The organism is Shewanella sp. SACH, assembly GCF_001887095.2.
GTDB lineage: Bacteria > Pseudomonadota > Gammaproteobacteria > Enterobacterales > Shewanellaceae > Shewanella > Shewanella baltica.
The window spans coordinates 1-299 of the sequence record NZ_MPDG02000030.1 but is presented as its reverse complement, the minus strand read 5'-3'; the positions used below and the strand labels follow the sequence as shown (position 1 = coordinate 299).

At 46.5% G+C, this 299-nt stretch carries 1 tRNA gene and 1 rRNA gene; both read left to right on the top strand.

The window, feature by feature from the left end:
* The first annotated feature begins 115 nt into the window (after positions 1-115).
* A tRNA-Thr gene (locus BM607_RS21645) sits at positions 116-191 on the top strand.
* Positions 192-228: 37 nt separating this feature from the next.
* Positions 229-299 (top strand): 5S ribosomal RNA (gene rrf / locus BM607_RS21640); the annotation flags it as partial.

Below are 299 nucleotides of genomic sequence, written 5' to 3'. Positions count from 1 at the left end.
CCGAACTCAGAAGTGAAACGCAAACGCGCCGATGGTAGTGTGGGGTCTCCCCATGTGAGAGTAGGTCATCGCCAAGCACCTAATTTAAATAATCTTAATTGATTAGTATAGAATTGCTGATATGGCTCAGTCGGTAGAGCGCATCCTTGGTAAGGATGAGGTCCCCAGTTCGATTCTGGGTATCAGCACCATTACAATCTAGTGTCATTTCCTAGAATACAAAATTTGCTTGGTGACAATAGCCTTGTGGAACCACCTGATCCCATCCCGAACTCAGAAGTGAAACGCAAACGCGCCGA